Consider the following 19,257-nt stretch of genomic DNA (forward strand, 5'->3'; position numbering starts at 1 on the left):
AACCGGCCATGCCTGCGCAACGTCGCCCCAACATCGTCTTCATCCTGACCGACGACCACGCCTCCCATGCCATCGGGGCCTACGGCTCGGCGGTGAACAGCACGCCGCGCATCGACGAACTGGCCGCGCATGGCGTGCGCTTCGACAACTGCTTCGCGACCAACTCGCTCTGCACGCCGAGCCGGGCCAGCCTGCTGACCGGCACCTACAGCCATGTCAACGGCGTGTCGACGCTGGTGACGCCGATCGACGCCAGCCAGACCACCTTCATCTCGCAGCTCAAGGCCGCCGGCTACCGCACCGCGATGGTCGGCAAGTGGCACATGGGCGACGGCCCGGGGCACGATCCGCAAGGCTTCGACTACTGGGACGTGCTCATCGAGCAAGGGGAGTACCACGACCCGCGCTTCCTGAGCGCAGACGGCCTGCGCACGGTCGAGGGCTATGCCACCGACCTGATCACCGATCTGTCGCTGGCCTGGGTCGAAGGCCTCGAGGGCGATGATCCCTGGGCCATCCTGATCTGGCACAAGGCGCCGCACCGCCCGTGGCAGCCGCATCCGCGCCATGCCGAGCTCTACAAGGACCCGATCCCGCTGCCGCGCACCTGGGACGACGACTACGCCACCCGCAGCTCGTCGGCCCGCCGCGCCGCGATGCGCATCGCCGAGCACCTGAGCGCCGAGGACCTCAAGCAGAACCCGCCCGAGGGCCTGAGCTACGAGGACGAGGCGCTCTGGAAGTACCAGCGCTACATGGAGGACTACCTGAGATGCGTGGCCGCGGTCGACGACAACGTGGGCCGCGTCATCGACTGGCTGCGCGCGCGCGGCGACTTCGACGACACGGTGCTGCTGTATGCCTCGGACCAAGGCTTCTTCCTCGGCGACCACGGCTGGTTCGACAAGCGCTTCATGTACGAGCAGTCGCTGCGCATGCCGCTGCTGATGTCCTATCCGCGCAAGGTGGCGGCCGGCCAGGTGCACGACGGCATCGTGACCAACGTCGACTACGCGCAGACGCTGCTCGAGTTCGCGGGCGTCGAGAGCCATCCGCGCATGCAGGGCCGCAGCTTCGCGGGCGACCTGGTGGGCAAGCCGACTTCGCCGCCGGCCGAGGGCATGTACTACCGCTACTGGGAGCACGACGACGTCTTCCACAAGGCGCCGGCCCACTACGGCTGGCGCGACACGCGCTACAAGCTCATCTACTTCTACAACGACGGCATGGGCATCCCGGGCACCGGGGGCTTCACGTACCCCGGCGAGTGGGAGCTCTACGACCTCGAGGCCGACCCCGACGAGCTGCGCAACGTTTTCCATGCCCCCGAATACCGCGCCGTGCGCTCGGCGCTGCAGATCAGGCTCTGGCGCGCGCAGCAGGCCCTGGGCGATGAGCCGCACCCGAGCCAGGCGCGCCCCGAGGCGGTCTGACACCGCCTCGCCCTTCGACTTCGCTGTCGGACGAAGCCCCGCGCGCCGCACCGCCGCGGGACTACTTGCACGTGTCGCGCTGCGTGTTAGGGTGCAGCGATGCACAGGATCCTCATCAGCCTCGTGATCGGCCTGGCGGCCGCCGCACCGGCGTTCGCGGAAGAAGAGCCCAAGCTTCCCCTGAAGACCGACGACGGCGGCAGCCTCTACGTGGCGCCCAAGGTCGCGCCGACCGAGAAGTCGGCCGATACCAACGGCGCCACCGTCGGCGTGCAGAAGCCGGACGGCAGCGGCCGCTACATCGGCGTCGACACCAGCGGCACACGCCCGACCTACTCGCTGGGCGGCAGCACCGCGGGCGACCTCTCCTACTCGGCGGGCGTGTTCTCCGACGGCAAGGAGAACAAGGGCGTCAAGGCCGGCGTGACCATCAAGTACTGACGCCTTCGGTTCGTTCGCACCGCGCCATGGGCAGAATGCGCGCATGACGAAGACACGAAGAATCGCCGCGGCCACCGTGCTGGCCGCCCTGCTGCTCGCGCTCGGTGCGTACTGGTACTGGTCACCGTTGCTCGCGGTGCGGGAACTCCAGAGCGCCGCGCAACAGGGCGATGCCGAGCGCTTCAACGCGCATGTCGACTACACGAAGCTGCGCGAGAGCTTCAAGGGCCAGTTCGCGGCGCGGCTGGCGCAGAAGCTCGGAACGCCCAAGGATGGAGATGCGCTCTCGGCGCTCGGCAGCATGATCGGCCTGGGCCTCATCAATCAGCTGGTCGACGCCATGGTGCGGCCCGAGACGGTGATGGCCGCGATGCAGAGCGGCAGCCTCGGCAATGCCAGGTCGCGGCGCGGCGACGCCGCCGTTCCAGTGCCCTCCACGCCGCCGGCGACGCCACCCGACGCTGCCGCCGGCCCGCAGTCCGCACCATCCGCACCACCCGCAACGCCCGAGCCGGCGCCCGACGCAGCGAAGTCGCGCTGGGTCATCGATCGTCAGGGCGCAAGCCGCATGACGGCCTATGCGGTCGACCCCGCCCGACCCAACGAGCCGGACGCCGACCGCCTCGGGCTGGTCTTCGAGCGCAGCGGCTTCGCCGACTGGAAGCTCACCGACATCCGCCTGCCTGCCTCGACCTTCAGGAGGTGACGCCGGCGGGCGCCGATGCGGCAGACGCCGGTGCGCCTGCACCCGCGCCGCGCGGCAGGAAGTTCATCGCCATCGCGCCCGAACTGGCGGCGCGGACCACGCGGTGGATGAAGTCCAGCTTCTCGATCACGGGCGGGACGATCACGAACGGGTAGCTGTCGTGCGCGCCGAGGCTGCGGTCCATGGCGTTGATGAACTGCGACACCGGCAGCCACTGGTCGATGACCGTGTTCCTGATCGTCTCGGCCGAGGTGTCGACGCTGCGCGCCGCCAGTGCCGGCCCGCCGGGCAGCACCTGGTCCAGGCGCATGCCCCAGGAAGCGGCGGTCTCGAGGCCATCGACCATGTGCAGATAGTGGGCCCAGGTCTCGGCCCAGTCTTCCCAGGGATGCGAGCTCGCGTAGACGCTGATGAAGCGCTGCGGCCAGTCGTTCGGCGGCGAGGCGTAGTGGATCTTGAGCGCCTCGGCATAGTCGGCGCGCTCATCGCCGAAGAGCTGCCGGTACTCGTCGATCCACGGCGTGCCGCGCACCAGCCGGTCCCAGTAGTAGTGGCCGATCTCGTGGCGGAAGTGCCCGAGCAGCGTGCGGTAGGGCTCGTGCATCGACAGGCGGATGCGCTCGCGCTGCGCATCGTCGGCCTCAACGATGTTGAGCGTGATCACGCCTTCGTCGTGGCCGGTCAGCACGTGCTGCTGCGGCTCGACCTGTTCGAGGAATTCGAAGGACACGCCGTTGTCGGGGTCCTCGAGCTTGTTCGGCGTCGGCAGCACCAGCTCGTGCAGCGTGTAGAACAGCCGGCGTTTGGCCTGCTCGAGCGCGGCCCAGTACTGGTGGTTCTCGGGCTTCGTCAGCTCGGGAATGGTGTGCGTGGTGCGGCAGGACAGGCAGTGATGGTGCGTGCTGTCGGCGGCCAGCATCCAGTTGCAGACCTGCTGCGACCGGTTCACGCAGGGCCGCTGGTCGGGCCCTGCCGGGCCCAGGCGATGCCAGGCGACCTCGGGCCCCTGGTCGGTGGCGGCCTCGAAGGCCAGCATGCATTGCTCTTCGGGCGAATAGCCGAGCGTGGCGGCGCAGTTGCCGCAGCTCAAATTCTCGAAGAAGACGCGATGGCCGCAATTGGAACAGGTGAGCAGCTTCATGATCTTCCGCGTTGTGTTGCGATGCAGCATGACAGGTCGGCGTCCTGCGCGCACGCCTCACGAGTGTCCGACCGCGTGTAGGCGGAAGCCGATGCGGGCGCAATCGGCCTCGTTTCCCTGCCCGGCGTGTCAGTCAGCCGTCGATGGCCTGCTGCAGGGCGCGGTCGACGCGCCCGACCTCGCGCTCCAGCTGCGCAACGGCGCTTTCCATCCCCTCGGTCGCCCCGTCGCGCCACAGGGTCTCGAGATGCCTGGCAAGGGCGGCGGCCCGATGGGCACCGATGCTGCCGAGCGCGCCCTTGAGCGCATGCACCTGCTCCTGCCCGCCGGTCGCGTCGCCCACGGCCAGCGCCGCCCCGATGGCCTGGCGCCGCTGCGCCATGTCGCTGCGCATCGCGACCGCGATCTCGCTCACCGCCGCGAGGTCGCCGCCCAGCGTGCGCACCAGCTGCCGCATGTCGACCGGCGGCGGCAGGTCGGCTTCGGCGTCTACCTCGGCATCTGCTTGGGCCTCGACGGCCGCTTGGGGCGCCAGGACTTCCACTGCCGCAGGCCGCACCGGCGCGGCCTGGACAGCCGGAACCCCGAACGCAGGCTGTTCGGATCGGCGGCCGATGGTGCTGAAGTCCATCTCGCCGAACGCCTCGTCGCCCTCGTCCTGCGCCGGCCGGCAGCGCGCCCGGGCCACCTGGATCGCCTGGGTCAGCAGGCCCGGCGACACCGGCTTCGACACATAGGCGTCCATGCCGGCCGCAAGGCAGCGTTCGCGGTCTCCCGCCATCGCATGCGCGGTCAGCGCGACCACCGGCGTGTGGCCGCGGCGCGGCTCGGCGTCCTCGAGCCGGCGGATCTCGGCCACCGCGTCGAGCCCGCTCATCACCGGCATCTGGACGTCCATGAGCACGAGGTCGAAGGGCCGATCCTTCCATGCCTGCAGCGCCTGGGCGCCGTTGCGCGCCACCTGGAAGGTGCAGCCCATCTGCATCAGCAGCTTGCGCATGAGCAGTTCGTTGACCTCGTGGTCCTCGGCCAGCAGCACGTGCAGGCCCTGCAGCGAGCTGACCTCGAGCGGCGCGGGCTCGGTCAGCACGCTCATCTCGTCGGCCGCCTGCTCGAAGACCGCGGTGAAGCGGAAGGTGCTTCCTTCGCCGGGCCGGCTCAGCAGGTTCAGCGACCCGCCCATCATCGCGACCAGCCGGGCGCAGATAGCGAGCCCGAGGCCCGTGCCGCCATAGCGCCGGGTGATCGAGGCGTCGGCCTGCGTGAAGGCCTCGAAGATGTGCTCCTGCTTTTCCTGCGGAATGCCGATGCCGGTGTCGCGCACCGTGAACAGCAGGCGCAACTCGTCGCGCCGGAGCTCGGCCTGGTTGGGCGCCAGACGCACCGTGACCGAGATGCGGCCGAAGTCGGTGAACTTGACCGCATTCGAGACCAGGTTCGAGATCACCTGGCGCAGCCGTCCCGGATCGCCAGCGAGCTTCCAGGGCACGTCCTGGCCGATCTCGAGCTCGACCTTGAGGCCCTTCTTCTCGGCCAACGGCCGGTGCAGGGCGACCGCCTCGCGGACCCAGCGGCCGACATCGAAGCGCACCTGCTCGAACACCAGCTTGCCGGCCTCGATCTTGGACAGGTCGAGCACGTCGTTGAGCAGGGCCAGCAACGAGGTGGCCGAACTGTCGATCAGCTCCAGGTGCTGACGCTGCTCCTCGTCGAGCGACGACTGGTGCAAGAGCCGCGTGAGGCCCATCACGGCATTGAGGGGCGTGCGCACCTCGTGGCTCATGTTGGCGAGGAATTCGCTCTTGGCGCGGTTGCTGGCCTCGGCCTGCGCCCGCGCCTGCTCGATCTCGGCATGCATGGTGCGCCGCGCCGTGATGTCGGCATTGAAGCCGGTCAGACGCAGCGGCTTGCCCTCGGCGTCGCGCTCCGTGACCATGCCGATGCTCTCGATCCAGATCCAGCCGCCCGCGGTCGACACCCGATGCTCGGCGATGTAGCGGTCGGCCTTGCCGCTCACCGCATCCTTGAAGGCCTGCTGCACCACGGGCAGGTCGTCCGGATGCACGCGCGACATCAGCGTGTCGAGGTCCCAGTGGCGGTCCTGCGCGACCTCGCCGATCATCTTTTCCCAGCGTCCGCCGAGCTGGACCTTGTGGCCGGAAAGATCCCATTCCCACTGCGCCATGCGCGCTGCCTCGGCCACCATCAGGTGACGCTTGGCCGCCACCAGCACCCGGTGCGATGCCTCGAGTTCGGCAGCCTGCTGCCGTGCGCGGGCCTCGAGCTTGTCGCGCTCTGCAGTGAGCGATATCACCCGGCGCAGCAGTTCGAGGTGGCGCTGCTGCGAGGCTTCGAGGCGGGCGCCCAGTTCCTGCTGGCCGTCATCGGCTGCCGGCGGTGTCGTGTTGTCGAATGCTGCCATCCAGTGGGCCTTTGTCCGGGCGGTTTGCGAGCCGTGATAATGGCAGCGGCTCGTACTCCGTCACCATGGCACGTCACCCGATCACCGCCGCGCTTCCCGATGCACTTTTCGCCTTGGCGATCATCGTCCGATGAGTATGCCCGGGAAAGCGATGCCCTCCGCCCCGGACGCTGAGGCCCAGGACGCGGTCACGGTGCTGCTGGTCGACGACCAGCCCGTGATCGCGATGATGGTGCGCAAGATGCTCGCGGTCGACCCGGCCATCGCAATGCACGTCTGCTCCGAAGCCGACGCGGCGGTGGCGCAGGCCTGCGCAGTGCGTCCGACCGTGATCCTCCAGGACCTGGTCATGCCGGGCGCCAACGGGCTCGAACTCGTCACGGCCTACCGCGAGCACCCCGATACGCGCGACATCCCCATCATCGTGCTGTCCTCCAACGACGAGCCCGAGATGAAGAAGTCGGCCTTCGCCATGGGCGCCAACGACTATCTCGTCAAGCTGCCGGAGCCGATCGAGCTGATCGCGCGCATCCGCTACCACTCGCGGGCCTACACCACGCTGGTCGAGCGCGACAACGCCTATCGCGCGCTGCGCCTGAGCGAGCAGCAGCTGCTCGCGAGCAACCTCGAACTGCAGCGCCTGACCAATTCCGACGGCCTCACGGGCCTGCCGAACCGGCGCTCCTTCAACGACTGCATGGCACGGGAATGGGACAGGTCCAGGACGGAGGGCACGCCGCTGTCGCTCCTAATGATCGACGTCGACTATTTCAAGAGCTACAACGACAACTTCGGCCATCTGGCCGGCGACGATGCCCTCCGGTGCGTGGCCGAGGCGATCCGCGATGCCCACGCCGATCCGACCTGCCTGGCAGCCCGCTTCGGCGGCGAGGAGTTCGCGGTCGTGCTGCCCGGCCTCGAGGCGGCCCGGGCCGCCGAGGTCGCCGAGCAGATTCGCCTGAGCGTCGAGGCCACCACGCTGCCTCACCCGGCGCCCGAGGCGCGACAGGTGACGGTCAGCATCGGCGTCGCGACACGGGTGGCAACGTCCAGGGCCTCGCCGGACCTGCTGATCGCCGCTGCCGACGCCCGGCTTTATCAGGCGAAGTGCGAGGGCCGCAATCGCATCGTCGCCGCTTGAACTTCCGTATTGCATCCGCACGACAAACGTTGCCGCCTTTGTTGTCAATCAGGGGTCACGCCGTGACAATCGCCGAAGCGGGTGCTCATGACAGATCAAGATAATTTCCTCAGCTACTACCAACGCAGCACGTGCTCTGCTCAATGGATGGAATTCAACCGCGCGCTGGCCGCGGAATTGAGTGCCGGCCTGCCTCCTGAGGACGTCCGCCAGCTGTTCCGACGGATCGGCGAGCGCGTCGCAACGGCGCTGCCGATCGAGCGCTGCGACACGATGGAGCAGCTGACCGCCGGCTTCAATATCCGCTGGGAAGCCATCGACTGGGGCTTCGCCACGCTGCAGGAAGAGGGCGACCACCTGCGCATCGTTCATTCGTGCAGCCCGCTCGCCATGGCCTTCGGCCCCGAAAGCGGGGACTGGGCCGGCGGCTTCTTCGAAGGCGCCTATCAGGCCTGGTTTGCGGCCCAGGGCACGCCGGCCGAGCTGCACGTGCGCGCCGAGGGCGCGGACGCGCGCGGCCTGCCCCAGCTGGTGCTACGGCTCGAAAGGAGCAACGGATGAGCGAAGAAGACCGCGAAGCCGAAGACGTGACCGGCCTGTTCCGCAAGTTCGGCGGCGATGCCAGCGGTTATCGTGAATTCGAACCCGTACTCGACCCAGCCGCGCCGCCGGCCGCCTGGCCGCTGATCCCGGGCTCGCGCGCAGCCGCAGCACCGGCGCAACCGCAGCCGCCGACATCGCCTCGGGCAGCGGCGCCGCAGCCGACCCCGGTGCCGGCCGCCGCCATACCTTCACCCGTCCAGCCGTCCTCGGCCTCACCCACTCACGCATCGAGAGCGGCACCGGTGACCGCGCCCCTCGCTGCTGCGGTCACGGCTGCCCCGCACGCCCTGCCTACTGCCCTGCCCGCCGCCTGGGCCGCGTCGCCGCCAGTCGTCGGGGCACGCGCGGGAGAACCGCGCGAACTCGACCTGCTCTTCGCACGGCTGGCCGGCCAGCCACGACCGGCGGTCGACGGCGGCCACGGCCTCATGTCCCGATGGCGGAAGCCGACCTGACGATGCCCGTGATCGCGGTCATCGGGGCCAAGGGCGGTGTCGGCAAGACGACGGTGGCCGCCAACCTCTGCACGACGCTGGCGCAAGCAGGACACCGGGTCCTGGCCGTGGACCTCGATCCGCAGAACGCACTGCGCTTCCATCTCGCCCTCGACCGCGACGCCTGCGAGATCGGCCTGGCCGGCGTGCTGGCGGGCGCCGCTTCCTGGACCCAGGCCATGCAGCCGGCGCGTGGCGGCGTGGTGCTGCTGCCCTTCGGCTTCATCGACGACGAGGCGCAGATCGCGCTCGAACGCCATCTGGCCGACGAGCCCGACTGGCTCGCCCGCACGCTGGCGCGCTTCCAGCTGCCGCCCGATACCCTCGTGGTGCTCGACACGCCGCCCGGGCCGTCGGTCTACCTGCAGCAGGCGCTGCGCGTGGCGCAGCTCGCCATCACCACCCTGCTGCCCGACGCGGGCTCCTTCGCGACCCTGCCGCTGATCGACCGGATGGTCGACAAGTACTGCCTGCCGCGCGCCGACTTCATGGCCAGCGTCTACGTGGTGAACCAGGCCGATGCCGGCAGGCGGCTCAATCGCGACGTGCTGCAGACGCTGCGCGAGGCGCTCGGCGACCGCCTGCTGGGCGTGGTGCACCAGGATCAGGCCGTGAGCGAGGCACTGGCCAGCGCGGTCGACGTGCGGCGCTATGCCCCGCACAGCCAGGCCGCCGAGGACTTCGAGCAGTGCGCACGCCAGTTGCTGCGCCGCCTGCACCCCCCCATGCCCTTCGCGGAGACCCGCCGACCATGACCTCTCCTGCCTCCGCGCCGCCCGAAGAGTCCGCCGCCGCCGCCCCCCCCAGCCGCCGGCTGTTCCGCTTCGTGTCGTGGGCCATCGTGCTGGCCGTGCTGCCGGTGGTGATCATCACGCCGATGACGCTGCACCAGCAGCTCACGCTATCGGTCGTGCTCTTCATCGCGGCGCTGGTGCTGAATCGCTTCCCGGGCCGCATTCCGACCCTGGCGATGATCTTCCTGTCGGTGGTGGTCTCGTCGCGCTACATGTACTGGCGCGTGACCGAGACCATGTACATGGACAACCTGCTCGACCTGGTGCTGGGCAGCGGCCTGCTGGCGGCCGAGATCTACGCCTTCGTGGTGCTGCTGCTGGGCTACATCCAGACCGCCTGGCCGCTGGAGCGCAAGCCGGTGCCGCTGCCGGCCGACCCGCGCGACTGGCCCACGGTCGACATCTTCATCCCGACCTACAACGAGCCGCTGTCGGTCGTGCGGCCCACGGTGCTCGCTGCGCAGTCGATCGACTGGCCGCCCGACAAGATCAGGATCTTCGTGCTCGACGACGGCCGGCGCGAGGAGTTCCGCGCCTTCTGCGAAGGCGTCGGCGTGCACCACGTCACGCGCGACAACAACCGCCATGCCAAGGCCGGCAACATCAACGCCGCGCTCAAGAACACCGACGGCGAGTTCGTCGCCATCTTCGACTGCGACCACACGCCCACGCGCTCCTTCCTGCAGATCGCGATGGGCTGGTTCGGCCGCGATCCGAAGCTCGGCATGGTGCAGACGCCGCACTACTTCTTCTCGGCCGACCCGTTCGAGAAGAACCTCGGCACCTTCGGCACCGTGCCCAACGAGGGCGAGCTCTTCTATGGCCTGATCCAGGACGGCAACGACCTCTGGAACGCGACCTTCTTCTGCGGCTCCTGCGCCGTGCTTCGGCGCACCATCTGCGAGGAAGTCGGCGGCATCGCGGTCGAGACCGTGACCGAGGACGCCCACACCGCGCTCAAGATGCACCGGGCCGGCTACAACACGGCCTACCTGGCCCTGCCGCAGGCCGCCGGCCTGGCGACCGAGAGCCTGTCGAGCCACGTCGGACAGCGCATCCGCTGGGCCCGCGGCATGATCCAGATCTTCCGCACCGACAACCCGCTGCTGGGGCGCGGGCTGACGTGGGCCCAGCGGCTGTGCTACGTCAACGCGATGCTGCACTTCCTGTACGGGCTGCCGCGCATCATCTATCTCACGGCGCCGCTGGCCTACCTGGTGTTCGGCGCCAGCGTGATCCATGCCTCGGCACCGATGATCTTCGCCTTCGCACTGCCGCACATCTTCCACGCCAACCTCACCAACAGCCGGATCCAGGGACGCTTTCGCTATCTGTTCTGGAACGAGGTCTACGAGGCCGTGCTCGCCTGGTACATCTTCCGTCCCACGCTGGTGGCGCTGATCAATCCGAAGCTCGGCAGCTTCAACGTGACGGCCAAGGGCGGCCTGATCCAGGAGCGCTACTTCGACACCCAGATCGCCAAGGCGAGCCTGTTCCTGCTGGCGCTCAACTTCATCGGGGTGGCGGCAGGCATCTGGCGCCTGACCTGGGTCGACTCGGAGAACATCCTCACGGTCTGGCTCAACCTGGCCTGGACCTTCTACAACCTCGTGATCCTCGGCGCCTGCGTGGCCGCGGCCAACGAATCGCGCCAGGTGCGCGGCGCCCACCGCGTGACGCTCGACGTGCCGGCCACGCTCTACTTCGCCGACGGTCATTCGATGCGCTGCAACACCTTCGACTTCTCGAGCGGCGGCCTCGGCATCCAGCTGCCGGCGGAGGTCGCGCTGGCCCAGGCGGCGCCGCTCGAGGTGGCGCTCTACCGCGGCGACGTCGAGCATCGATTCCCGGCCACGGTGCGCTTCAACCGCGGCAAGCGCATGGGGCTGCAGTTCGATCCGCTGGACTTCGCGCAGGAGCGCGCGCTGGTCCAGTGCACCACCGCACGCGCCGACATCTGGGCCGCGCGCTGGGGCAACCATCCGCGCGTGCCGGCCCATCGGGTCATCGGCCACATCGCCCGCATCAGCATGGTCGGCTTTCGCGACATGTTCGCCCACTACGCACGCGCCGCGGCGCGCAAGGTGCGCCCGGCATCGGCCGCCGCGCGCGCCGTCCCTGCAAAGGAACCCACGTGACATCGGCCCTCCATCGCAAACGAGCGGGCGCCGTCGCGCTCGCGCTGCTGGCCCTGGCCGCAGGCCCTGCCCTGGCCCAGGGCCGGACCACCCCAGCGCCGACCGCGCGGGCACCGGCCCAGCCGGCCGCCGCACAACCGGCAACCGCGGGCGATTCCACCACGGTCCAGATGACGCTCGCCCAGCTCGGCATCGACTTCGCGATCAACCTGCGCGGCACCCGCGGCACCATCGGAATCCCGTTCAGCGTGCGCGCGGACGAACTGGTCACCAGCGCCTCGTTCAGGCTCAACTACGCCTATTCGCCGGCACTGATCCCCGAGCTGTCGCACCTCAAGGTCAGCGTCAACGACGTGCTCGTGACCACGCTGCCGGTGGTGCGCGGCGAAGGCGGCAAGCCCCAGACCGCCGACATTCCGATCGACCGCCGCCTGATCACCGACTTCAACCGCATCAACATCGAGCTGGTCGGCCACTACACGCGCGAGTGCGAGGACCCGGCCCACAGCAGCCTGTGGGCCACGGTCGACGCTTCGAGCACGCTGCGGCTCGATGTCCAGATGCTCAACGTGGCGGCCGACCTCGGCATGCTGCCGCAGCCCTTCTTCGATCGCCGCGACGTGCGGCGCGCGAGCATTCCCTTCGTGCTCGGCAGCGGCGCGGGTTCGCCGACCCTCGAGGCCGCGGGCATCGTGTCCTCGTGGTTCGGCCTGCTGGCGGGCTACCGCGGCGCGGTGTTCCCGGTCACCACCGGCGCGCTTCCGCCCGCGGCCCATGCAGTGGTGTTCGCGACGCCCGAGACCGCGATCGACGGGCTCGCGCTGCCCGACATCCAGGGCCCGACGCTGGCGGTGGTCGACCATCCGCGCAATGCGGCCTTCAAGCTGCTGCTCGTGATGGGCCGCACGCCGGCAGAGATGCGAACCGCGGCCGCGGCGCTGGCCGTCAACAGCCGCGCCATGGCAGGCGGCACGGCGACGCTGTCGAACTTCCAGGAGCCGCCGCCGCGACGCCCCTACGACGCGCCGCACTGGCTCGCCGACGACCGGCCCGTGAAGCTCGGCGAACTGGCACCGGCATCCGACTTCACCGTCGTGGGCTACACGCCCGACGTGATCCGGGTCAACCTGCAGCTCGCACCCGACCTGTTCACCTGGCGCAGCCGCGGTTTTCCGCTCGACCTGCGCTACAACTACACGCCGCGTGTGCGCCCCGACCAGTCGACGCTGAACCTGAGCCTCGACAACTCCTTCGTCGCCTCGCTGCCGCTGCGTGCAGCCAACGCCGCCACCGACCGCTGGTGGAGCCCGCTGATGCTCAAGCTGCTGCCCGACGGCACCGTGAGCCAGGACTCGGACCTGCTGCTGTCACCGCTGCTGCTGGGCTCGCGCAGCCAGCTGCGCATGCACTACTACTTCCAGCCGGCCGGCGGCGACTGCAAGCCGCTGCTCGACAACGTGCGCGGCAACGTCGATCCGGCGTCGACCATCGACGTCTCCCGGCTGCCGCACTACATCGCGATGCCCGAGCTGGCAGCCTATGCCAACAGCGGCTTCCCGTTCTCGCGGCTGGCCGACCTGTCCGAGACCGCGGTGGTGCTGCCCGACCAGCCCGACACGGGCGACATCCAGACCTATCTCGCGCTGCTCGGGCACCAGGGCAATGCCACCGGCTATCCGGCGCTTCGCCTGACGGTCGGCCGCGCCGCCAACGTGTCGCAGTTCGCGGCCAAGGATCTGCTCGTGATCGGCAACCTGCAGAACCAGCCGCTGTTCACGCAGTGGTCCGACCGCATGCCGCTCAAGCGCAAGGCCGACGCCAAGGAGTTCCGCCTGGGCAGCTGGATCGACGACACGCTGAACCTGATCACCGGCACCCGGCAGCGCCAGGACCTGCCCGCCACCACGCAGATGACGGTGGCCGAGGACGGCAGCGACGCGGTGCTCGCGGGCTTCGAATCGCCGCTCGCCAAGGAGCGCAGCGTTGTCGCGGTCGTGGCCGGCTCGGCCTCGCAGCCGGCGCTGCTCAATGCGCTCATGAGCCCGAGCCTGGTGCGCAACATCCAGGGCAGCACATCGTTCGTGCGCGGCAACCAGGTCAGCAGCCTGCTGACCGGCGACACCTACTACGTGGGCAAGCTGCCGCCCGTGATGTGGCTGCAGTGGAACCTCTCGCGCAGCCCGCTGCTGCTGGCCGCGGCAGTGATCGCCCTGGCGCTGCTGGGCGCCGCCGCGGCTTACGTGAGCCTGCAGCTGCGCGCGCGTCGCCGCCTGCGCTCAGACCCGTCATGACCGAGTCCATGCACTCGCACCTGCCCGTCGGCGCCGCTGCCGTGCCCGTGCCACCGCTGGGCCGACGCCGGCTGCTTGCCGGCCTGGCGCTCGCGCCGCTCGCAGCGGCCCTGCCGGCCGTGGCACAGCAGGCCAGCACGGCCTGCCTGCCGACCACCGACTGGACCTCCTTCGCGGCGCGCCACCTGCAGGCCGACGGCCGCATCGTCGATCTCGATACCAAGACCCAGCATTCGACCTCGGAGGGCCAGTCCTACGGCCTGTTCTTCGCGCTGGTCCACAACGACCGCGCGGCCTTCGCGCGCGTGCTCGACTGGACCGAGAAGAACCTCGCGGCCGGCAACCTGGCGCAGCGCCTGCCGGCCTGGCAATGGGGGCGCAAGCCCGACGGCAGCTGGGGCGTGCTCGACGACAACCCGGCCTCGGACTCCGACCTCTGGATCGCCTATTCGCTGCTCGAGGCCGGCCGGCTCTGGAACGAGCCGCGCTACCGCAGCCTCGGCCGTGCGGTGCTGGCGATGGCCGCGCGCGACGAGGTCGTCACGCTGCCGGGCCTCGGCCGCATGCTGCTGCCCTGGCCGGCCTCGATCGCCAAGGGACCGCTGTGGCGGCTCAACCCGAGCTACCTGCCCCTGCAGTTGCTGCGCCGCTTCGAGGACCTGGACCCGGCAGGCCCCTGGGGCGAGGTCGCAGCCAACACCGTGCGCATGGTGGCCGCCGTGACGCCGCAGGGCTTCGCGCCCGACTGGTGTGCCTGGTCCACCGCCGACGGCGCCTTCGCCACCGATCCTGAGAAGGGTGCGGTCGGCAGCTACGATGCGATCCGCGTCTACCTGTGGGCCGGCATGATGCACGCGTCCGATCCGGCGCGCGCACCGTTGCTCAAGGCGCTCTACGGTCCGCGCCGCCTGCTCGAGCAGAAGCAGCCGATGCCCGAGTACGTCGACACGCAGACCGGGGTCGCGCGCGGCACCGGGCCGGTCGGCTTCTCGGGGGCGCTGCTGCCCTACCTGAAGGCCCAGGCCCTGCCGAAGCTGCTCGACATCGAGCTCGCGCGCGTACGCGCCCGCGTCGGGACGCCGGCCCAGCCCGCGCCCCAACCGCTTCCCTACTACGAGCGCATGCTCCTTCTCTTCGGACAAGGCTGGCTCGATGGCCGCTACGCCTTCACGCGCAACGGCCAGCTGCAAACACATTGGAGACTGCTATGCCCCGCCACCCAACTCGCCTGAGTTCGACCCCGGGCCGCCTGCTGGCCTGCCTGGGCCTGATCGGCGCGCTGCATGCCGGCGCACCTGCCCACGCCCAGGACGCCAAGGCGGCGCTGATCGAACAGGGCAACTACTGGCAGAGCATGGGCCGCACCGACCTGGCCGAGGAAAGCTGGCAGAAGCTGCTGCGCGTCGACCCGCAGTCGGCCGACGCCCTGTACGGCATGTCGCAGGTCGAGCTCGCGCGCGGCAAGGCCGAACCGGCGCGCGACTGGCTCGCGAAGCTGCGCGCTGCCCATCCCTCCGACCCGCGCGCCAGCACGGCCGTGCAGACCCAGGGCGGCACGCCGCAGACCGACCTGCAGCGCGCCCGCGCCGCCTCCAAGGCCGGCCGCACGGCCGAGGCCATCGCGCTCTATCGCGCCGTGTTCGGCGCCAACCGCACGCCGCCCGAGCCACTGGCGGTCGAGTACTACCAGCTGCTGAGCGGCACGCCGCAGGGCTGGGAAGAAGGCCGCAAGGGGCTCGAACAGCTGGTCAAGGACAAGCCCGACAACGCCGCCTACAGGCTCGCGCTGGCGCAGCTGCAGACCTACCGGGAACCGACCCGCCGCGAAGGCATCCGCAGCCTGGCCGAGCTGTCGAAGCAGCCGGGCGTCGGCGCGGCCGCCACCGCGAGCTGGCGCCAGGCGCTGATCTGGCTGGACGCCCGCGAAGCCGATTCGGCGCTCTACGACGATTACCTCTCGACCCATCCCGACCCGGCGGTGCAGGCCCGGCTCGACAGCCTGCGCGCCGCGCGCACCGCGGCAGCCACCGCATCGCCCGCGGCCCAGCCGCTCGGCGAGGGCTACAAGGCCCTGGACCGCGGCGACGCGGCCACGGCCGAGCAGCGCTTCCAGCAGGCGCTGCGCGCCGAGCCCGGCGATCCCGAAGCGCTGGGCGGACTGGGCCTGATCCGCCTGCGGCAGGAGCGCTTCGCCGAGGCGCAGCAGCTGCTCGAGCAGGCCTCCAGGGGCGCGGGCGGACGCAAGTGGGCCTCGGCGCTGCAGAGCGCCACCTACTGGAACCTCGTGCGCCAGGCCAACGTCGCGCGCGACAAGGGCGACGCACGCAGCGCCCAGGCTCTGCTGGAGCGCGCAGTCAAGGCCGACCCGCGCGAACCCGTGGGCCAGATCGCCCTTGCCGAGCTGCAGCTGGCCAACGGCAACCTCGCGGCCGCCGAACAGGGATTCCGGCAGGCGCTCGAAGCCAAGCCCAGCGACCCGCAGGCGCTGCGCGGAATGATCTCGGTCTACACGCGCCAGGGACGCAACGACGAGGCCGCGACGCTGACCCAGAAGCTCTCGCCCGATCAGCTGCGCCAGCTCGGCAACCTGCAGGACGTGCGGGTCGAGGCCGCGCGCGCCAAGGCCCGCGCACAGACCGACGCCGGCGACGTGGCAGGCGCCCAGCGCACGCTCGAGGACGCCATGCTGGCCGCGCCCGACAGCCCGTGGGTGCGGCTCGATCTCGCCAACCTCTACCGCCGCCAGGGCATGACGGCCCAGGCGCGCGGCGTCATGGACGGGCTGCTGATGTCGCAGCCCGACATGCCCGACGCCCTGTTCGCGAGCGCCCTGCTTGCTTCGGAGGCCGGCGACCCGGCCGCCGGACTGCAATACCTCGACCGCATCCCGGCCGCCTCGCGCACCCGCGACATGACGCAGCTGCAGCGCCGGCTGTGGGCTGCGGGACAGGCGCAGCAGGCCCAGGCGCTCGCACGCCAGGGCCAGGTCGCGGCAGCGCGCGGCGTGCTGGCCCAGACCGAGGCCGCGCTCGGCAACGACATGCCGCCCGAGCTGTGGGGCCAGCTGGCCAGCGCCTATGCGGACATCGGCGACGCCCCGCGCGCGCTCGCGATGAGCCGGCAGCTGCTCGCGCGCAGCGCGAATCCAGGCGTCGGCGACCGCCTGCTGTACGCGACCGTGCTGCTCAAGACCCAGCAGGACGTCGAGCTCACGGCCGTGCTGCGGCAGCTGCAGCAGGCCAACATGACGACCGCCCAGCGGGCCGACTTCGAGCGCCTCAACATTGCCCTCGCCCTGCGCCAGACCGACGCGCTGCGCGAGGCCGGCAACCTCGAGGCCGCCTACAACGCGATGGCGCCCGTGCTGGCCGCACGCCCCGACGATCCGCAGGTGCTGGCCGCGCTGGCGCGCCTCTATGCCGCCGCGCGCGACGAGAAGCAGGCGCTGGCGCTCTACCAGCGCATCCTGCAACGCAGCCCGACCGACCTCGACACGCTGCTCGCGGCCGCCTCGAGCGCCAGCGCGTTGCGCGCCCACGGCGACGCCGAAAGCTACGTGCAGGCCGCGCTCAAGCAGGCGCCCGACCAGTCGCGCGTGCTGGCGGCCGCGGGCCGCGTCTACCGCAATGCCGGCGACAACGCCCGCGCCGAGCAGTACCTGCGCGCCGCGGTCGCAGCCGACAGCCGGGCGGCCGGCGGCGCGGTGACCGCGCGGCCCGGCGCGGTGCCCGTGGCGCCGTCCAATCCCTTCGCCGGCATGACCGGCGGCGCGGCCGCCGCGGGTGCGCCCTTCGGCGCCACGCTGCAGCCGGTGGGGCTGCCGGCGGGAGCCTATCCGGCCACGGCCGCTGCGGCGGCTTCGCCTTTCGCGGGCATGCGCGGCGGTGCCGCGGCGCCGGTCGCGGCCCTGCCGCCGCTTCCTGCCGTCCCGGCTGCACCGGCCTATGCCGCCGCACCAGGCTACCCCGCACAGCCGGCCTACCCGGCTTACCCCGGCGCCCCCGCCTACGCCGGCGCCGCCGCGATGCCGCAGGCCAACCTGCCGTGGGGCTCGGGCGGCAACACGGCCGCGCTGCCGGCCGGCCAGACGGCCGCGCGCACCGCGACCCGCAGCAGCACGAGCACCAGCGCCACGCAGACCCGCCGCACCGGAAGCAAGGGCAGCCAGGCCGAGGCCGGCCCGAACGCGCCGGCGACCTCGCAGCCGCTGGCACCCGTCGCAGCGCAATACGCGCAAGCCTATCCGCCGACCTACCCGCAGAGTGCCTACCCGCAGCCGGCCTACCCCGGACAGAATGCCGGGCAGCCGCTCTACCTGCCGGCGCCCGCGCCAGGCAGCAGCCTGGCCAGCGAAACCACCTGGAACACGGCACCGATCGGCACCGCGCCCGCGAACCCGCTGCTGGCCGAATTGCAGGACCTGCAAGCCGAACGCAGCACCACGATCGACATCGGCAGCGTCTACCGCAACCGCGACGGCGAATCGGGCCTGAGCCGGCTGCAGGACCTCCAGGTGCCGATCGAGGCGCGCTTCCCGGCCGGCAGCGGCAAGGTGGTGGTGGGCATCACGCCCACGGTGCTCGACAACGGCGCGATGGCGCAGGACTACGGCACCACGAGCCGCTTCGGCGGCGGGCCGCAGGCCGCGATCGACCAGCTCGCGGGCCGGGTCACGGGCACCGACGGCCAGAATGCCAGCGGCGTCGGCCTCAGCGTCGGCTACGAGGGCAAGAACCTCAACGCCAGCATCGGCACCACGCCGCTGGGTTTCCAGGAGACCAACGTGGTCGGCGGCGTGAGCTACGGGGGCGCACTGTCCGACACGGTCACGATGAAGGGCGAGCTGTCGCGCCGCGCGGTCACCGACAGCCTGCTGTCGTTCGCGGGCACGGAGGACCCTCGCAACGGCGACCGCTGGGGCGGCGTGGTGGCCACCGGCGGCAGGCTCGACGTCACGCGCGACGACGGCACCTACGGCATCTACGGCTACGGCCTGGCGCACTCCATCACGGGCCGCAACGTCGCCGACAACAGCCGCTACGAACTCGGCGGCGGCATGTACGTGCACCTGCTCAAGAAGCCGGGCTCGTCGCTCACGGTGGGCATGAACGTCGACCTGCTGGGCTACGACAAGAACCTCAGCTACTTCACCTACGGCCAGGGCGGCTACTTCAGCCCCGAGTCGTACGTGAGCGTGGCCTTCCCGGTCGACTGGACCGGTCGCGACGACCGACTGTCTTGGCGGCTCAATGCATCGCTCGGCATCCAGTCGTTCACGCAGGACGCCTCGCCCTGGTTCCCGACCGATCCGGCGCGCCAGGCGCAGGCCGCGAGCGCGGTCGCGCAGGCCACCGGACTGGGCCTGAACCGCGCGCCGTTCACGGGCTACTACATCGGCAGCAGCCATACGGGCGTGGCCTACAACCTGGCCGGGGTGGTCGAGTACCAGGTGGCGCCGCAGCTCTTCCTGGGCGGCGCGATGGCTTTCAACAACGCCCAGAACTACCGCCAGATCTCGGTCAGCGCCTATCTGCGCTACATGCTCGGCAACAGCGGCCGCTATGCCTCGCCGGGCAGCGGCTCGACGCTCAAGCCGGTCAGCTCGCCCTACACGCCCCTGCTGTAGGGGCGCGTCGCCGGCGAGAACCTCGGC

At 70.6% G+C, this 19,257-nt stretch carries 13 protein-coding genes; 11 read left to right on the forward strand and 2 right to left on the reverse strand.

Annotation, left to right across the window (positions count from 1 at the left end; all coding sequences use genetic code 11):
- The first annotated feature begins 8 nt into the window (after nt 1–8).
- The 3 genes from QTH87_RS13550 (at nt 9) to QTH87_RS13560 (ending at nt 2,580) form a co-directional block, all read left to right on the forward strand.
- Complete coding sequence (locus QTH87_RS13550) at nt 9–1,433, forward strand: sulfatase family protein (protein ID WP_286609680.1); 1,425 nt, start codon at nt 9–11, stop codon at nt 1,431–1,433.
- Nucleotides 1,434–1,532: 99 nt separating this feature from the next.
- On the forward strand, nt 1,533–1,874 hold the full coding sequence (locus QTH87_RS13555) for a hypothetical protein (RefSeq protein WP_286609681.1): 342 nt from the start codon (nt 1,533–1,535) through the stop codon (nt 1,872–1,874).
- Between the two features lie 43 nt (nt 1,875–1,917).
- Nucleotides 1,918–2,580, forward strand: coding sequence for a DUF2939 domain-containing protein (locus QTH87_RS13560; RefSeq protein ID WP_286609682.1), 663 nt, complete (start codon nt 1,918–1,920; stop codon nt 2,578–2,580).
- On the opposite strand, the gene QTH87_RS13565 is transcribed toward QTH87_RS13560, so the two are convergent.
- Together QTH87_RS13565 and QTH87_RS13570 are read right to left on the reverse strand one after the other, a co-directional pair.
- On the reverse strand, nt 2,570–3,721 hold the full coding sequence (locus QTH87_RS13565; protein WP_286609684.1) for a zinc-binding metallopeptidase family protein: 1,152 nt from the start codon (nt 3,719–3,721) through the stop codon (nt 2,570–2,572). The two genes, QTH87_RS13560 and QTH87_RS13565, sit on opposite strands and share 11 nt — an antisense overlap.
- Nucleotides 3,722–3,854: 133 nt before the next feature.
- Nucleotides 3,855–6,143, reverse strand: a complete 2,289-nt coding sequence (locus QTH87_RS13570; protein ID WP_286609685.1) for an ATP-binding protein — start codon at nt 6,141–6,143, stop codon at nt 3,855–3,857.
- 151 nt (nt 6,144–6,294) lie between these two features.
- Here QTH87_RS13570 and QTH87_RS13575 point away from each other — a divergent pair, with 151 nt between their 5' ends.
- From QTH87_RS13575 to QTH87_RS13610, 8 genes are all read left to right on the forward strand, one after another.
- On the forward strand, nt 6,295–7,284 hold the full coding sequence (locus QTH87_RS13575; protein ID WP_286609687.1) for a GGDEF domain-containing response regulator: 990 nt from the start codon (nt 6,295–6,297) through the stop codon (nt 7,282–7,284).
- Nucleotides 7,285–7,371: 87 nt separating this feature from the next.
- Nucleotides 7,372–7,845: a cellulose biosynthesis protein BcsD gene (bcsD, locus tag QTH87_RS13580; RefSeq protein WP_286609688.1), complete on the forward strand. Its 474-nt coding sequence runs from the start codon at nt 7,372–7,374 to the stop codon at nt 7,843–7,845.
- Complete coding sequence (locus QTH87_RS13585; RefSeq protein ID WP_286609690.1) at nt 7,842–8,342, forward strand: hypothetical protein; 501 nt, start codon at nt 7,842–7,844, stop codon at nt 8,340–8,342. The genes bcsD and QTH87_RS13585 overlap by 4 nt, the downstream gene beginning before the upstream one ends.
- Nucleotides 8,324–9,136, forward strand: coding sequence for a cellulose biosynthesis protein BcsQ (bcsQ, locus tag QTH87_RS13590; RefSeq protein WP_286609692.1), 813 nt, complete (start codon nt 8,324–8,326; stop codon nt 9,134–9,136). Before QTH87_RS13585 ends, bcsQ begins: the two co-directional genes overlap by 19 nt.
- Complete coding sequence (gene bcsA / locus QTH87_RS13595) at nt 9,133–11,313, forward strand: UDP-forming cellulose synthase catalytic subunit (protein WP_286609694.1); 2,181 nt, start codon at nt 9,133–9,135, stop codon at nt 11,311–11,313. The genes bcsQ and bcsA overlap by 4 nt, the downstream gene beginning before the upstream one ends.
- Nucleotides 11,310–13,604, forward strand: a complete 2,295-nt coding sequence (gene bcsB / locus QTH87_RS13600; RefSeq protein ID WP_286609696.1) for a cellulose biosynthesis cyclic di-GMP-binding regulatory protein BcsB — start codon at nt 11,310–11,312, stop codon at nt 13,602–13,604. The genes bcsA and bcsB overlap by 4 nt, the downstream gene beginning before the upstream one ends.
- Entirely contained in the window at nt 13,601–14,836 is a 1,236-nt protein-coding gene (gene bcsZ, locus QTH87_RS13605; RefSeq protein ID WP_286609697.1) for a cellulose synthase complex periplasmic endoglucanase BcsZ, read from the forward strand. The genes bcsB and bcsZ overlap by 4 nt, the downstream gene beginning before the upstream one ends.
- Nucleotides 14,812–19,230 carry a cellulose biosynthesis protein BcsC gene (locus QTH87_RS13610; protein ID WP_286609699.1) on the forward strand — a complete coding sequence of 1,473 codons (4,419 nt, stop codon included), beginning with the start codon at nt 14,812–14,814 and terminating at the stop codon, nt 19,228–19,230. Before bcsZ ends, QTH87_RS13610 begins: the two co-directional genes overlap by 25 nt.
- Nucleotides 19,231–19,257 lie beyond the last annotated feature (27 nt).

The organism is Variovorax jilinensis (assembly GCF_030316885.1).
Classification (GTDB): Bacteria; Pseudomonadota; Gammaproteobacteria; order Burkholderiales; family Burkholderiaceae_C; genus Variovorax; species Variovorax jilinensis.

Bases quoted from the DNA above. Each gene is read 5' to 3' on its own strand.
- QTH87_RS13550 (WP_286609680.1), top strand. From the start codon at position 9: ATGCCTGCGCAACGTCGCCCCAACATCGTCTTCATCCTGACCGACGAC.
- QTH87_RS13555 (WP_286609681.1), top strand. From the start codon at position 1,533: ATGCACAGGATCCTCATCAGCCTCGTGATCGGCCTGGCGGCCGCCGCA.
- QTH87_RS13560 (WP_286609682.1), top strand. From the start codon at position 1,918: ATGACGAAGACACGAAGAATCGCCGCGGCCACCGTGCTGGCCGCCCTG.
- QTH87_RS13565 (WP_286609684.1), bottom strand. From the start codon at position 3,721: ATGAAGCTGCTCACCTGTTCCAATTGCGGCCATCGCGTCTTCTTCGAG.
- QTH87_RS13570 (WP_286609685.1), bottom strand. From the start codon at position 6,143: ATGGCAGCATTCGACAACACGACACCGCCGGCAGCCGATGACGGCCAG.
- QTH87_RS13575 (WP_286609687.1), top strand. From the start codon at position 6,295: ATGCCCTCCGCCCCGGACGCTGAGGCCCAGGACGCGGTCACGGTGCTG.
- bcsD (WP_286609688.1), top strand. From the start codon at position 7,372: ATGACAGATCAAGATAATTTCCTCAGCTACTACCAACGCAGCACGTGC.
- QTH87_RS13585 (WP_286609690.1), top strand. From the start codon at position 7,842: ATGAGCGAAGAAGACCGCGAAGCCGAAGACGTGACCGGCCTGTTCCGC.
- bcsQ (WP_286609692.1), top strand. From the start codon at position 8,324: ATGGCGGAAGCCGACCTGACGATGCCCGTGATCGCGGTCATCGGGGCC.
- bcsA (WP_286609694.1), top strand. From the start codon at position 9,133: ATGACCTCTCCTGCCTCCGCGCCGCCCGAAGAGTCCGCCGCCGCCGCC.
- bcsZ (WP_286609697.1), top strand. From the start codon at position 13,601: ATGACCGAGTCCATGCACTCGCACCTGCCCGTCGGCGCCGCTGCCGTG.
- QTH87_RS13610 (WP_286609699.1), top strand. From the start codon at position 14,812: ATGCCCCGCCACCCAACTCGCCTGAGTTCGACCCCGGGCCGCCTGCTG.